Source organism: Parasphingorhabdus sp. JC815 (assembly GCF_040717415.1).
In the GTDB taxonomy this organism is placed as follows: domain Bacteria; phylum Pseudomonadota; class Alphaproteobacteria; order Sphingomonadales; family Sphingomonadaceae; genus Parasphingorhabdus.
Window position 1 is genome coordinate 16,953 of record NZ_JBFEFM010000005.1, and the last position, 14,929, is coordinate 31,881.

At 54.2% G+C, this 14,929-nt stretch carries 6 protein-coding genes; 1 reads left to right on the forward strand and 5 read right to left on the reverse strand.

Going from position 1 to position 14,929, the window contains the following annotated elements; translation table 11 throughout:
- Nucleotides 1–11 precede the first annotated feature (11 nt).
- A complete protein-coding gene (locus AB1K62_RS11630) occupies nt 12–2,714 on the forward strand; it encodes a conjugal transfer protein TraG N-terminal domain-containing protein (protein ID WP_367003734.1) in 2,703 nt (900 codons plus the stop codon).
- 658 nt (nt 2,715–3,372) lie between these two features.
- On the opposite strand, the gene brxL is transcribed toward AB1K62_RS11630, so the two are convergent.
- From brxL to brxC, 5 genes are read right to left on the reverse strand one after another with little or no spacing between them, the layout of a single operon-like run.
- Complete coding sequence (gene brxL, locus AB1K62_RS11635) at nt 3,373–5,448, reverse strand: BREX system Lon protease-like protein BrxL (RefSeq protein WP_367003735.1); 2,076 nt, start codon at nt 5,446–5,448, stop codon at nt 3,373–3,375.
- Between the two features lie 9 nt (nt 5,449–5,457).
- The gene (gene pglZ, locus AB1K62_RS11640) at nt 5,458–7,953 is read right to left on the reverse strand and encodes a BREX-1 system phosphatase PglZ type A (RefSeq protein ID WP_367003737.1); all 2,496 of its coding nucleotides are present in this window, start codon (nt 7,951–7,953) and stop codon (nt 5,458–5,460) included.
- Entirely contained in the window at nt 7,950–8,633 is a 684-nt protein-coding gene (locus AB1K62_RS11645) for a hypothetical protein (protein WP_367003738.1), read from the reverse strand. The genes pglZ and AB1K62_RS11645 overlap by 4 nt, the downstream gene beginning before the upstream one ends.
- The gene (gene pglX / locus AB1K62_RS11650) at nt 8,594–11,410 is read right to left on the reverse strand and encodes a BREX-1 system adenine-specific DNA-methyltransferase PglX (RefSeq protein WP_367003740.1); all 2,817 of its coding nucleotides are present in this window, start codon (nt 11,408–11,410) and stop codon (nt 8,594–8,596) included. Before pglX ends, AB1K62_RS11645 begins: the two co-directional genes overlap by 40 nt.
- Nucleotides 11,410–14,928 carry a BREX system P-loop protein BrxC gene (brxC, locus tag AB1K62_RS11655; protein WP_367003742.1) on the reverse strand — a complete coding sequence of 1,173 codons (3,519 nt, stop codon included), beginning with the start codon at nt 14,926–14,928 and terminating at the stop codon, nt 11,410–11,412. Before brxC ends, pglX begins: the two co-directional genes overlap by 1 nt.
- Nucleotide 14,929 lies beyond the last annotated feature (1 nt).

Sequence of the window (14,929 nt, forward strand, 5' to 3'; positions counted from 1 at the left end):
AGTAATTAGGCATGCTGGAGATTTTCACGGTCGGCGGCGGCGAATATATCGTCAATGTATTTAATGCAGTTGCGAGTTGGACGGGCTCGGGCGGCTATAAGAGCCTCATTCAGGTGACTATGGTAATGGGGCTTGCATTGGCTGTGATCGTGCTGGCGTTCAACCAAGATTGGCGCGCTTGGCTTAATTGGTTTTTGGGCGCAACGCTTATATATATGTGCCTGATGGTGCCGCGGATGGATGTGCAGGTCACCGACCGCGTCAATCCCAGCCTTGCTCCATCGACGGTCGCGAATGTGCCCTTGGGCTTAGCGCTGATGGCAAGCTTTACTAGCCAGATTGGTGATTATCTCGTGCGCTCGTCGGAGGTCGTATTTGGGCTACCGAATGATCTCAATTATTCCAAAAATGGCATGATCTACGGCGCGCGCCTGTTGGAGGCGACGAAATCTCTGCGCATATCTGATCCGGAATTTGCCACCAATCTCGACGAACATTTTCGGCAATGTGTTTTCTATGATCTGCTGCTTGGCCGGGTATCGATGAAAGAACTGTCCCAGAGCAATAATATCTGGACCACAATCGCGCCGGGCAGTCAGGCGCGCGCGCAGAAGTTTCTGAAGCGGCAGGCCGATGACAGTGTCATAGCGAATATCATTACCTGCCGTGAGGCATATACCAGTTTAAACGCACAGTGGACGGGTCTGATTGATGCCATGAGCAGCACTTTTGGGCGTCAATTATACCCTAAGCAGACCGCCGCGCTCGCTAAAGCGAAGCTGATGGCTGATTTGCCCATTGCTTATAACTATCTTACGGGCGTCTCTAATAATGCCAGCGATATTTTCCGGCAGGTATTGACGATCAATGCGATGAACCAGGCGATGCACGGGATGGCGGGGGCCAGCGGAACATCGAGCGTTGATGTATTTGCGCAGACCCGCGCGGATATCCAGACCGAACGCACTTATGCCTCGATCGCCCATAATGCGATGAAATGGGTACCGATCCTCAATGTGGTGCTGACCGTGGTTTTCTACGCTCTGTTCCCGGTGCTGTTTCCACTGTTTCTGATGCCTAAAACCGGACCGGTTGCACTTCGCGGCTATGTGACCGGCTTTTTCTATCTTGCGGCCTGGGGGCCGTTGTTTGTGATATTGCACATGATCCTGATGTTCAAAGGTGCAAGTGAGGTTAGCGCTGTTGCAGGCGGCAGCGGTCTTAGCCTTGCGACCTTTACCGGCATGACCGATGTCAACAGCGATATTGGTATATTAGCTGGCTATCTGGTCGCATCGATACCCTTTTTGGCCGGCGGCGTGGCCAAAGGCGCGATGGCGATCTCCTCGCAGGCTACCTCGTATCTTAACCCGAGCCAGAATGCCGCTGAAGAAGCTGCGCGGGAAGCCAGCACAGGCAATGTCTCGATTGGCAATAGCAATATCGACAATAGCAGTGTGTTTTCACGGCAATTTGCGCAAGCTTCGCTTAATCCAAATGTTGGTTACGGTGCGGCGCAGACACGCAGCTTCAGTGAAAGCGGCACACAAAGCACTAGCTTTGCAGGCGCAGAATTTGCGACCGTACCGAATTCGCAATATCCCTTCACCCCGACATTGGGGCAGGATTTCACATCGCGGTTATCGACGCTTGCAAGTACCAGTCGCAGTCAGAGCGAGACTTTCTCGAATATGGCTCAGCAATCGTGGAGTTCGGCGGTCACGAGATTCAATGAACTGCGTGACACTTTTAGTCGCGGAACGTCGTCTGAAACCTCTAATGGCCAAGGTTCCAACAGCAGCATTGGCAGTGCTTTTAGCGAAGTCGACAATGCCTCCAAAGGCCTGCAACAGCAATATGGTCTATCGCGACGGGCTTCGGATGACATTACCGTATCATGGTTTCTCAATGGCGATGCAGGATTGGGTGTGAAGGGAGAAAAAGGAGCAGTAAAAGGGAATGTAGGCCTTAAAGGTGGTCGCAACCAGAATTGGACAGACAGTGATATAGGGATTGCTTCGGAAGATCGCAGCAAGATTATGGGGTCCCTGAAACAGATTTCTGATAGCAATAATTGGTCAAAGACGCGCGACAGTTTCGTGCGCAGTGTGAGCAATAGCAGCAGTTCACAAGTTTCGAGCAGCGCGTTGGGACTCACCAAGTCGCTTACCGAAGCGCAAAGCTATACAGTTGAAGCAAGGCGTGTGCAGGAGATTGCCAGCAGGCTTGAGAACCAAGCCACTTGGTATGAAAATAATGTTGTCGCAGGCTCGCTGAACCTCAGTCAGGCTTATCGTGTCTGGGGCATGGCAGAAATTGATGCCAACCGTGATTATTATGGTCAGGTACGCTTTGATGACATTGATTTTCAAATGAGCGCGAAGGGTCAACAGTTGCAGGCGCGTTTCGTCGAGGGCTATGCTGATCAACTGCATGATGAAGTTGCGAGCGATCTCAGCCTTCCTGCCTTTGCGCCTGTTAGCAAACCGAGTGTTGGCGGCGCTGGAGATGTGCGTGGCAGCGTATCGCTCTCACAATCTGGACGCGGTCCAGTGGGTGGTTCATCCAATGACGGCTCAATAGCCGAGGAGGTAGCTAATGTGCAGCAGCATGGCCGCCAACGGATCGGCACAGTGAAAGGATATCTCAGTGGTCAGACTAAGGGAGTAACAGGTGCCAGCGAAAAAGCCGCAGACGATATCAAAGAATGGTGAGAACTTATACTAAGGCGTGAGATCATATATCACTACGAAGGCGATAAATGACATGATCAAGGCAAACTCCGTTATCAATTGGAGCCAGCCCCAAGGATCAGCCCAAGACTTTTTCTATGTATATGCGGCCACTCGGTTTTCGGCGATCGCACGGTCAATATTTTTGAGCCCCTACCATTTGGTATCTTCAGAACGTATCTGGGATAGCCTTACAGTTCGTCTCGGGTGAGGTCCCTGAGGTTGGCCCACGCGATGGAGACTGTATCTAAGGCACAGACTGCGGAGATGCTGCGCAACCTCGCAAGCACTCTGCTAGGCTTGGACGAGAAAGACGGCAAGAACTTCTGAGATCGCTGCGATGTTCTCTTCGTCAACACAGACGACAGCGGCAACATCACCTCCATCCACGTCAACACTGCATGTTCCCCGATGTTGAGATGGTAGCTTTCCCGTGCCGGGACGGAGATCCGGTCACCGAATGACTAATTTCTGCGCATCTGCAATTTTGGTTCGTTCGCAAGCCGCTCCTGCAAATCGCTGCGCGCACAGGTTCAAGTCGGCGAAGTGTTTCTGGGAGAGACGGGATAAACGATTCTGGTTCAAAATCCACGCGGACCATGGCTTGGTTCTATTCTGAAATATCTACGCAGCTTCACCGTTAGTCTTGCCGCACATAGGTCACATAGAAGTTCTTCAGCATGCGGTGCTCCTGTAGGCGATCGCCCAGGCTGAATCCGTCACGTCGCATGGGCGCTTGGAAAATATCCAGACCGCGATCGAGAACGATTTTCCAGCCGGTATCGGTGACGATATCTCTCGAGTGAGCGGTCCCTGAACCATCAAATGCCCAGGTAAAATCAACACCTGAACCGATACATGCCTCGGTAATGCTCTCGAGCAATTCACTTTGCTTTTGCTCATTGCCGTCATCAGGTCCGGTGACAAGATGGATGGCCACTTGATCTTCCAACGCCTTGCGCTGGATAACCATCTCGACAAATTCCATCATGTTTTTGATCTGGTAAAAATAGCGAATGTAAGGGTCTGTCACTACGATCCGCGATGCACCGTCCAGATAAGGACCAAACAGTTTATTGTAGCTAATGCCCTTCCGGTTTTCGACGAAAACGTGGTGACCCTCTTCGGCGCGCAATTTGACGGGCGCTGAGGTCTCCGATGTGTCTCGCGGCTCATTTTCGACTTCGATGACGTCATCTTCGACAGCATTAGTGGATTGATCCTGCTGCTTCGGGTCTAAGGCAGGTTTCAGATAGTAGAATTGGGGGAACTCTTGCTCTTCGACGGTTTGGACACGCCGCTTTTCCCCGTCAGAGCCAGTGTAGAAGAAGTCCACATCTGGATAGGTCGCATCTATCCGGAACAGTTGGTCCTTTACGCGCTTTCGACTTTCAAGTGCGAGCTGCAAGAGCTCTTCAACATCTTCTGCTGTTTCATCTCCGGCAGGGAAAATCACCTTCAGGAAGCCCGACATGGTTTTATAGACGGCGTCCCGATCACGGGTTGAAATCTTCTCGCTGACTTTGAAATGCAGGTCCGGCCGGTTGGAAAAGTCTTCTTGGCGCAAATGGCGAAGGATCTCGGCGAGGTAGTCGACAATGAACCCATAACCAGTGGTGAACATCTCTCCTCGGATCACATCTATCTCCCAGCCAGGCAGATAAGCGTGGAGACGGTCAATGAATGCAGAGTCATGGAACTGGGGCGGCAGTGCTTCGAACAGGTCGCTGTTCTTGAGCATATAAGGCACATTATGGTCTGTGTTGCCTACAAAAGCAAAGCTCGCTTCTGCCCCCATGGGATTAATCCCTCGCGAGAAGGTCTTGTTAGCCATGTAATTTTTCATGATGTCGACCAAGGCCTTGTTCGCGGTTTTCTCGCGTCCGGCGAATTCATCAAAGGCCACTACATCCCAGTAGCCGACCAGTCCGATACGGCCATTCGAATTGTTTACGAAGAGTTTCGGGATGGTCACTTCGCCGCCGGAGATCAACTGTCCGTGAGGCGAAAACTCTGAGTAAATATGCGATTTACCCGTTCCCTTGGGGCCAAGTTCAATGATGTTGTAGTTTCGTTCGACAAAGGGGATCAGTCGCATCAGCTGCAAAAGCTTACTTCGACGCCCAAAGGCTTCGGGATTAAAACCAATTGACTGCATGAGGAGATCGATCCACTCGTCTTTGGAAAATTGCGCGCGCGCAGCCTTGTACCCCTCATAATCGACCTTGGCGATTTGGATGGGTTTGATGGTCTCTAACCCCCACGGGGATGTTCGCGCGTCCTCTGAAAACTCGTATTGGACATCAGCGATACACCATACGCCGGTCACAAGTAGCTTTGGATGCGCTTTAACCGTGCCGCTATCCACCGCAACCTTTTTGATGCCCAGGTTGTCAAACGTGGCTTCGTAGCTGTCTGTTTTTTCGTTCAGCGAGACGCTAATCTGGTCGATGACCTTGTAGCGTCCCTTTTCCTTGATCGTGGATTGGATCAGTCCCGCTTCACTTCTGTGAACGTAGTGCTTTCTGAGGATTTCTTTGACGGTTTCGATGCCGCTCTCGATCGATGCTTCATCGTCAGTCGCACAGTACTGCCCGAGCAAGTATTCGAGAACATAGGTTGGAACGATTGCGTTGCCCTTGACCGCTTTCACAAGGTCTTTTCGGACCACGTAGCCCGCGAAATGCTCGTTAATTTTTTCGTCGAGTGCGCTCATGATAGGTCCTTAAAAGTCGAAATCTGTCGATATGCCACGACGCAGGTGGAAACGGTGGCTTGTGTAATCCTCGAAGTGGCTCGTCTTGCCGATGCGCTCGCGAAGCTTGAGAAAGACGTCCTGGTTGTTGAACCGATCAGCATCGCGAGAAAGCAAGAATTTGATGGGCAGCTCCCGTTCGCGCGCATTTTGCGAGGTGTAGTCGAAGGTCAGCTGATGCTCATCTGAGATGAGCGTGCTGTCCGCAGCGTAAATCCCAGCAAGAACATCACGCTGTTGCTGTTTCTCTGAAACTGGCTGCGTTTGATAGAGTGTGAGAGCAGTCTGACCGGAAGAGATCAAACTTTTGCCAGTGACTATGATCTGCACTTCAACTTTTTTAACATCTGCTTCGCGTCGTTTGCCAACGCGTAGTACGGGAACAATGATCTCTTGAAGCGTGGCCCCGCCATGCACAAACCGGCTTCCCGCCCCCTTGACTCGCATACGATTGATCGAATTGGGCAGCAGCACATCCAAGTCGCCTGATAGACCCAGATCTGCTGAGGAGAACTTCTTCATTCCAGATGTAGCCTGAAGGCCACGCCCGATAATAAATCGACGATTTTTAACAAGGATTTCTGCACCAGCAGGAACCGCTACCGAAAACTCTGTCTCATCCAACGCCCGGTGTTGATAGATAAACCCGTGATCGGCCGTCACTAGAATGTTCGAGAAGTTGGCTGTCGTGAGTTTGCGGACAAGTTTGGTCAGATCGTCGATGGCGTCTTCTGCGGCGCTGGTGGTGTGCTCCTCAGTGGCAAGCTTGTCACCAATGTTGTCGATCCTGTTATGGTAGAGATAGAGAATGTCGTGGTCGCGAAAAATCTCTTTGCCCTCATCCGCTTTCAAGCTCATGAAATCATCGGCCTTCATGGCTTTGGCGCGGTCTCCAGAGCGCCCCATGCCCAGAACCTTTTCGCGGTTAGCGGTTCCCTGAGTAGGCAAGCCAAACGAAGATACGTTACCGTCCTCCGACAGCTCCAGATCCTTGTTCGGTAAGAGAGCAGCCATGCCGAGTTGCGTGTAGCTGGGCAGCGCAGAAATCATCGGCTTTAGGTCGGCGTCGAACCGGTTCAGCTTGCGGATCTCGCGCAGGGCTTCTTCTGCAACCTCATAGCGCAACGCGTCTGAGATGATCACCACCACCTTCTGATCGCGGCGGCGGAATTCGGCGGCCTGGTCCATGTAAAAATCGGTCTGATGAGCAAAACCCGATATCTTCCAATCGCCCAGTCCAGCGATCTGATCCTGCCAGGCATCATTGACGGCAGATAGGAAGTTGGTCGTGTATCGGTTCTCTACGCTATCGAACAACGCACTAAGCAGCGAGGCCTGACCGCTCTTTTGCATATGAAAGATGAATTTGCGGTAGAGCTGGTCGATCTTGTACCAGTGCGAAACATAGCGCTTCACCCCCTCAGCGGGGGAGGTCATGGTCAGGTTCGCCTCAGCCAGCGCCTGCTGGAATTCTGTGGCATAGCCGATGGCTTGATAAATATCCTCATAGGTCGGATACCAATGGCTTTGCCGCCTCTCTCGCACGGTCTTCAGCACCTCGGCTGATGAGACCGTTTGGCTTGCCATCTCACGCACCAGAGAGCGGATGATCTGCCGGTCGATCTCTTCAAAATGGTCGATGGCACGCAAGGCCTTCATGTCGCGCTCTTGCACGTCTTCTGGGATCCGCAGGATTTCTTGATACTTCCCGCTGAGGGTTTCAAATGCTTTCGCCCCCAGCCGGTTGTTCTTCCAGCGGCGGAAGACAAGAAGCGCTTCGCCGTTCAGCTTGCCATCTTCGCCCAAGGCGCGGGCATAGCAGGACTGGAACAGCGTGATCGCAAAATCCTCAAAGTCAGGCGCATCGCTGACATAGCCGTAGGCATTCTCAACCTGCTTCCAGAAGAACTCTGTCAGACCGGACCGCTCCATCAGGCGCATAGCGTCGTCGCGCTCGTCCGCGAGCTCTGCCAGCAGCTCCTCGATGACCGTGTCGAGGGCACCTTCAGCCCCGGCGCAGACGGCCAGCATGCGGCGCAGCACATCGGTCTTCGTGTCGGACGGGGTGATCATCTGCTTCAGCGCCTCGATGCGGCCCTTGGCGCGGTAGAACTCCATGTGGTCACGCACCACGTCTTCGAACTGTAGCGGCAGGCCCAGTTCAGCCAGCCAGATTGCAGCTTGATCAGCTTTGAAGACCCCGCAGGCGAAATAGAGATCCAGCAGCCAGTTGTCGGCCATCTCGGGCGCGGGGCCGTCGTGGAACACCAGAAACTTCTGTTTCGGCTCTTGCCGCAGCATCCGGTACTTCAGACCGAACTCGTTATTGGCGATCTCCACCTTTTCCACATCCGGCAGATCCACGGCGTCATATTCGGCCCGCATGTCGCGCGCGGCGTCGTACCAGAAGACGATCCGGTGATCGATGAACAGCCGCTCTAGGCCCGCGTTGATCCGGTCTGTCATGAAAGCCCCGCGATCTTCTTCAAGGCCGTGCCGAACTTCGGATAATTCGCCTTCACCCCGTCATCCAGATCGATCTCGATCTTTTGCTGCGCCAGCGGGAAGATCACGTCGCGTTCCCACTCGTTCAGCTCGTCGATCTGCTTGGCAACCTTGGCCACATCCTTCAGCGCCTTGGTCTTCTGGCCCTGCGTCGCTGTCGGATCATCGGACAGTTTTTCCAGCCGCGCGCGTTCGCCCTCCAACTTGGTGATGAATTCGCGCAGGTAGTAGTTCAGCAGGACCGACACCGTGTCGCCGCGATAGCGGTGCATGTAGATCAGAGCGTTGAACGTGCCCTTGGGGCTGGAGAACATCCAGTAGATCGGGCGCTTCTTGTAGCGCTTCACGTGGTCGGCGTAGAAATCCTTGGTGAGGTATTTGCGGATGTCCTTGCCAAGGCTGTCCTCGATGAACTTCAGGTTCTCGCGGAAATGCGCCTCGCCGAAGGTCACGCGCAGGAACAGGCGGAAGCGGTCGGTGATGTCGTCGGCGAACCAGTTGGCGTCGAGTACGGGGATGACGTTGTCCTCGTCCGGCATGAACTGCGGGTCTGGAATGCGGGCGAGGTAGTCCGCCAGCGTTTCGCCCTGATTGGCGAGGATCAGGCCGGGGGCGTCGAGGCTGTAGCGGCCGAACTGCATCCCACGGCATAGCTGAGGAACTCCTCCATAGTGCGCTTGCAAAGGTCCGCATCACGCGCAGCGTCGGTCTTGTCGCCCTTGATCGAATAGACGGGGTTGCAGGTGAGGGTGATCTCGTTCAGCGGCACCTCGGGGGTCAGCTCGTCTTGCAGGCCATAGGCGTCGATGAAGATGCGGTTGTTCTCTTCCTCCAGCCGCTGCATCTCGTCCGTCATGGACTGCCAATGGGCGCGCAGCGTGGCATAGCTGTCCGCCAGCGTCTCGCCACGATGACCCACTGAGAGCAGCGGAAGCGAGGTGAAATCCCAGGAGGTTTCGTAGGCGTCCCAGTCGGAACGAGCCAACTCGATTAGATTACCCGTCACCAAAGGTTGCGACAGGCACTTCTCCAAAAAAAGTGCTTTCCCAATGTCGCCGGGCTGAAAATTCAATGTGGGAGACAGAAATGCAAGATAGCGCTTCATTACCGCGCTGTTAAGAAACGCCCCCACTGGCATGAGATGATCTGATGAGAATAGTGTGCAACCACCATTGTCGAACATTGCACCCTCGGGCGTCCAGCGAGCTGAAAAACCACCGGATGAAACAGTGGTCCAAGTGAAACCCTCGCGGAAGAAATATTCCTTATTTCGAATAGTCGGCTTCTTTGACTTCCAGTCCAAGCGAGCCTTGATCGCAGATCCATTATTCTGCCAGTTTACCAAGAACTCCCGATTTCCATACCAACGCCGAAAATCCCCCCCTTTATTGTAAGGGAACCATTTGACGTCGGAGGAACCGGCAAGCTCGGAAAATGAGATTGCCGACGGTTCATGCCAAGCTCTCAAAAATAGATTGTTGTCACCAGTATCGATCCCTTTGCGAGGTTCGGCGACGCTTGAGACCAATTCCCCGCTGGCATATTTGTCGCGCTCATCTGCACTCACCCAGTATGCGATTGGGCCACCAGGAATCTTTGTAAATTCTGAAGCTGGTACGCTTGATCGGCGTTCGTTTTCGACTGGAAAATTTAAAGGCACTCCATCCGAGTCAGTTTCATAGTATCTCACACAAACGTATTCGCCAGAAAGATCCGGTCTTGGTTTCTTTTCAAGTACGAAGGCTACGGTCCCAAAGTTAATGCCCATGCTCGTGCCGCCTTTCCCAAGGTACGGCATGTGAACCATCGAATGGATCGCTGCATGGCTCAGTATCTTGGAGCGCATTGCTTCATATGAGAAAAGAAACATCCAGCTTTCCATCGTCACCATTGATGAAAAACCAGACTGAGAAATGAGCGTTAACCCCCTTTCTATGAAGGCTGCGAATAGATCCGCTTTTCCATCAGGGTAGTTATCTTTCAGCCAGTTGGCTGTGGTTGCAGTCATTCCCTTGCCGCCCATATATGGCGGGTTGGCCACCACTACGTGATACTTCGGTGACAGCGCCTCGGCCATGCGCAGCACGGCGATGACACGTTCCTGCACCTCCTTCAGCAGCAGGTCGCCGCCGAAGTCCCGCGCCGCCACCACCCGCAGCGTCTCGGCCGGGTCGCGCAGTTTCGGTACGATCAGCGAGCCGAAGTTCTTGGCCTGCTCGAACTGCCCCAGCGTCTCTCGCAGCTCATCGGTGAACAGATCCTTGCCCACCACGGCGGCCACGTCCTGCATCTCGGCATCCGTAAAGGCCACGTTCTGCAACACGCAGATGTCGGGTTTTGCCTCCATCCGCAGAAACCGCCGCCGCCCGAGCCGCGCCGCCGCCTTCATCGCCAGCGCAAAGGCCGCCAGCGCGCCCGCGCGGTCGTCGATCTCCACCCCCGTCAGGTTGTGCGTCAGGATCAGCGCGGGGATCTCTGTCGCGTCATATCCCTCTTCCTCGTAGATGGCGTAGAGCAGGTCAAAGGCATAGGTCAGCATGTGCCCCGAGCCCGCCGCCGGATCGCAGATGCGGATCTCTTCGGGTTTGGTGATTTTCAGGAAGTCCGTCTCGGGCTCTTCTGGTGCGATGTAATAGTCCATCTTGGCCGCCAGCCCGCTGTCCGGATTGTTCAGCAGCCAGAGCTGCCCCAGCGAGTTCTCCACCAGATAGCGGACGATCCAGTGCGGGGTGAACAGCTGCGTCGCGGCGGGGATATTCTCGGCCGTGATTTTTTGGTTCTTCTTGAGGCCCGCGAAGACTTCGTCCTTCTTTTCCGAGATGTAGAACTGGTAGAGCCAGCCGATGATCTCGACGTCTTTGCAGGCGTCTTCGGTCATGACCTTGCGCAGTTCGGCCAGGATGGAGGTCTGCGACAGCAGATCCTCGGGCATCAGCAGTTCGGTGTAGTCGTCGATTTCCTCGAACAGGAAGGGCATAGGCCCGTGCCACTGGTTGCAGGTGTGGACGAGGAGGAGGCGGTAGGCTTCGGCCTGTGGGTCATGGGACGGCGTGCGCCCGTCGAGGAGGGATTGGATGGTCGTGGGGGCACCGTCCGGCAGGTTGCCCGCCATCGCCTCTGACAACAGCTCGGGCCGGGTTGCGCCGTCAGCTGGGGAGACGGTACGGACCTGCGAGTAGCCGTTGGCATCCATGAAGCGCAGAGCGGTGAAGCGGTTGAACCAGGTGTATGCGACCTGTTCGATGACCTGCTGTTTGTCGGCTTTGTTGATGGCGTTCTCGAGGTCTTTGACCGCCTTTGGAGCCTCGCGCCGCGCGGCGCTGCCCTCGGCCAGCACGACGTCGAGCTTGGAGGCAACTTGATCGATCAGAAGGTTGCGGGCAGCCTGGGCGAATTTCTTGAGCGCGTTGGTATCCATTACACAATAACTTTCTTACCCGCGCGGATTTCGGCCAGCAGGGTCTTTTTCATTTCTTCAAGGTATTGGTCGACGTCGGCCTCATCGGTCAGCAGCGTTTTGGGGGCTGTGACCTTCAACTGCGAGGCGAGGACCGTAGTGGGGGGCTGCGGTGCGGGTGCTGGCCGGTCCGACATGCCGGGCTGTGGCTCGGGCGCAGGTGCCGGGCGCGCGAGGCGGTCGAGTTCAGTGACAACGTCCGACAGCAGGTTGGTGCGCGCGCCATTGGCACGGTCGCGCAGCACGGGGATCAGTGTGACCGTGTCGAGACCTGCCTTATGGCTCTCGATGCGCGCAGTGATGCGAGCTTGTTTGTCCGTATCGAGTGCCTGGAAGTCCGGCATTTGTGCGATCTTGGTAGAGACGTCTTCGACCTCTGCGATGACGGCTTTGCGTTCCTCAAGAACCTTGAGTTCGACCTTGTTTTTCAGATCAAACAGGTCGGATTTGAGGTTCTGGATCGATGAGCCCTTAAAGCAGCCCGGATCCTCCAATGCGGCGCGCAGCTTCGCCCCAGCATCAGGATCGACATAGTCGATGTTGGCAAATTCGCTGGCGAGCATATCGCGGGCATCATCGTAGATACCTTTTTGTGCACCACCCATGAAGGACTTCACCTTGTCCAGGAGATCCTCCTTCGCGTTTAGAAGGTCATCCTCGCGCTTGGGCGCGTCGGAAATATACCAGTTCGCTGGCTTGCCTTTCATGCCCCGCAGCAGTTCATGGAACGGCTCAAGCGCGGTCAGAAATGGGTATCTGTGCGACTGGCGAACAAGACCGTCTACCTCGGCTTCGAGCGCATCAATACTTGTAGTCCACTCTGCGCCCAAACTGCGCGCATCTGTTCCTGATGAGGGGTGCGCAAAGAGCTCCTGATAAAGTTCCTTCGCTCGACGAATTTCTGCAGCGGAGAATTCCGTCTGAGGGGTCAATAGTATGTTCGGAAGCGCGTGACTGTTGTTCAACGCCTTGGCAAGTTCCAACCCCTCCTTGATGGCGCTGTCGACGCGCGCTTCGATTTTTCCTTTGGCGACCAAGCTGCCTGCAAGGCAAAGGACTGCGGTTACTGGCCAGCCGTAGGGTTTGGATGTGAATCGATCAGTCATATATTTGACGGAAACCTTCACCCCGTTGCGTGCCTGTGCGTTGATGAAGCTGAGGACGTCTTGTTCAGCTTCGTTGATACCCGTGCCGTCAGAACCGAAGAGCCCGCTTTCCGACTGTACCGCTTTGTTGATATCGGCCTCGGTATAGCTGACGCCGCGCAGCATCGGGAGATTGGTGTAGACTTTGTCGACCAGGGACTGGAACGCCTTGCTGATGCGTTCTTGAGCATCTTCTCCGCCGATCTCCAATTCGTCACCCCTAACGAAAAGTCGGGCGCTTCCCATCAACTTGCGGAGCCGCATTTCTAGGTCTTTTGCACGGCGGCCGTTTTGTTCGCCTTTTTCTGCTACGATACGGTCGCGGACCGGCTGCGGAGAACCGCTGCGAGACTGACGGATGAACTTGTCGGTTTGCTTGAACAAGATCAGGTCGCGGACGAAGTTCGCATCCGGTTTCATGGCAACCGCGAGCTCTTCCAGAGACATGGTTTTCATTCGAATGCCATCTGGGCTTTCAACCTCGTCGCTGAGGGGCGAAACGAGATTGATTGCTAGTTCGTACTCACGTCCAACCGCGTGATCATCAAGCTTCCGGGTAAAGGCGTATTCGCTATTCGTGGCGAGATGCTTGATCTTACGATGTCGCAGAATGGTATCGAATGCGAGTGTTTCGAGTTCTTTCGAGAGCTCAGAAGGGTCTATGTCGAGGGCTTTGATTTCCGCTTCGACATCCTTTTCCTCATTGGTGAGGAACTCATAGACCTCACCGTTCCGTTGGATATAGGTTTCCCTTTCCAGACGGCTCAATGCTTCCTCGATCTTGCGGCGTTGGCTCGTCTGGTCCGCCTCAAACTCTGACAGGAGCAGAATTCCGATGTTTCGAACCGACGGTTTGAAGCCTTTGACGTATTTGACGAGGAACAAGGATTTCAAAACCCGAACGGCAAAAGGATCGTCCAGGTTTTTTTCGGCAATCTGAATACTCTGTTGAACCGAAGATTTCAGTGCAGTGCGGATCCCTTCGAACATGAGATCGAAAGTAGCCAACCCTCCGACTTCTTTGTCTTTCAGCTTCTTCGAGACCTCTTGGAAAACGCCCAACATCGAGCGCTCGCCGACCGAGCTGTGTTTGCCTTCAAATGCGTTGTGCTCCGACAAAGACGTGATTGCCATTTGAAAGAGGTCATACTGATAGGGGGGGAAAGGATAACTTGAGATGAAGTGGTCGCGACCCCGGTAGTTTTTGAGCTTCATCGAGCCGTCAGCAAAATCGAACAGGGTCTTGAGGTTGTTTTCTTCGCGGTCATGAAGGTTGCCAAGCGTTACTTGCCCTTCTGACGTCTTGGCGAGGAGGCGGCGCTGGATCACTTCGGCGACATCGGCCGAGTTCAGTGGCATGCGGTTGCTGAAGCGGGCCTGGATTTTGGAGAAGTCATTCTCTTGCTGCTGCGTCATGTCGCCGATAACCGACGCCATGTCTTGCTGCGCAGTTACTATGATCCAAGCTTGCCCGTTGCATTTGGTGTTAAGGCTCTCAGCGATGGTTTGCAGATTGGTCATGAGCTTTACATTGTCCGCAATATACTGGCCGACCTCGTCAACGAAGAAGTTGAGCCGGAAGCCCTTGGGCTGATTGTCTATCCAAGCTTTGACTGTGCCAGCGAAGTCCTCAATCGAGACGCGTGTGTCCTTACGGTAATGGCTCAGGATGTCTTTTGCATCTGAAGGATCACCACCGGTTGCTTCTGCAAACGCTGTTGCAATATTTTTGGCTTCGAGCAGCGCCTGTTCTCGACCACGTTCCCAGTCTTTCCCGGCAGCGCTTCGAAAAGCTTCTTTGAATGCCTCGAATTGCCCACGTCCCTGCAAGTCGCGTTCGAATTGCGCGATATGAGGCTGTTTGCCATAGAACCCGCAGGCTTCGTCAAAGACCTTTTGGAAGACAGATAGAAGCGCATCTACATCCGTCTTGGAGATCACATCTGCCTTCTGGTCAATATTGAACAAGATCGACTTCGACGGGATGGAAACGGCCTTGTTGAGTGCGCCTGCCAGCATTGGCTCGCCTTTGAGCTTTTCAGCAAAGATCTCGTGAGCGGTTTTGCCGTCGACCTCACGATTTTCAAGCAGTAGAGCCAGCATCTTCAGCAAGTGCGATTTACCAGAGCCAAAGAAGCCAGAAATCCAGACGCCATTTGAAGTGTCATAGTTGTTGTAGGCATCGAGGAACTGTTCCAGCCGTTGGCCGATCTCCCCTGTGATGACGTACTCGTCGAGTTCGATGCGAAGACTTGCTTCGTCGTCGGCCTTGATGACACCGTCAATGGCGCGATCAACGGGTTTCTCAAAAATGTCTTTTAGCAGCTGGGCCATG